The sequence below is a fragment of the Carboxylicivirga taeanensis genome (assembly GCF_051851475.1).
In the GTDB taxonomy this organism is placed as follows: Bacteria; Bacteroidota; Bacteroidia; order Bacteroidales; family Marinilabiliaceae; genus Carboxylicivirga; species Carboxylicivirga taeanensis.
The window spans coordinates 1-895 of sequence record NZ_JBPUSJ010000094.1 but is presented as its reverse complement, the minus strand read 5'-3'; the positions used below and the strand labels follow the sequence as shown (position 1 = coordinate 895).

The window sequence follows — 895 nt, the reverse complement described above, 5'->3', positions numbered from 1 at the left end:
ACCGTTAGCAAATATTAAAACAACAACATGACCACTAGACTATTATTACTTGTACTGTTATTCAGTTTATCATGCTCAAATCAGAATGAAATAATTGAATTTGAGAAGTCAATAGGGGAAAAACATAGCAAGACCTTGACAATGTTGGTAGATGATTTCGAACAAAATTATCTTGCAAAACAATATAGCGAGGTTTCAATAAAAAAAGCATATAAGAAATTTCTAGAGGATATTAAGGACTATAAAATCCAGGAACGAATCCAAGCAACTCCCGAACTTGTAAACAAAATCAAAGAATCTGGCTTCTATGAAGAACTATATGCCATTACAGATTCAGTTTGGTACAATAAAGTGGATAATGTGTATCACACTAGAACTAAGGTATTACTCCCAAATGGTGAATACAAAATTGGAGGATATGAATCATCATATGGGTTGAATGCTACAACAGATGAAGCCGAGACAATAAAAAGACATTATTCATTAAAGGACAGAAACTTTTATGGTAAATTCTGGTCAGCATTAAGAACTGTTGGGGAGCATGAGCGATATATTTTTGACTATATTGATATTACTGAAGCAATGGGAAGAACAGTAGCATCTAGTTTAGCAACAGGTTTTATAAACTCACATTTAGATTATGATGACTATTTTGTCAAAAGAATTGTAGTAACAGAATTCGTAGAATATTAATAATAACATTTGCTAACAAACCGCATAGCGCATAAGGCGTTCTTAGCGTTTTGTAACGTTCTGAGCTTCGGCAATCAGCGCCAAATCGTCGATTTGGCTTTTGAAACGAAAAGATAAAATCAAATTCAACGCTTTGGCTTCGTTCGTTTTGGGAAGTTTATAAGGTTAATTTCGCCTTACGACGCCATGCGGCAGGCCGTTA

At 34.3% G+C, this 895-nt stretch carries 1 protein-coding gene; it reads left to right on the top strand.

What is annotated here, in order from left to right; all coding sequences use genetic code 11:
• Positions 1 to 27 precede the first annotated feature (27 nt).
• Positions 28 to 693, top strand: a complete 666-nt coding sequence (locus ACSX1H_RS19395) for a hypothetical protein (protein ID WP_439185912.1) — start codon at positions 28 to 30, stop codon at positions 691 to 693.
• The last annotated feature ends 202 nt before the right edge of the window (positions 694 to 895 follow it).

Excerpts from the sequence above, each read along its gene's own strand:
- ACSX1H_RS19395 (WP_439185912.1), top strand. The coding sequence starts at position 28 with ATGACCACTAGACTATTATTACTTGTACTGTTATTCAGTTTATCATGC.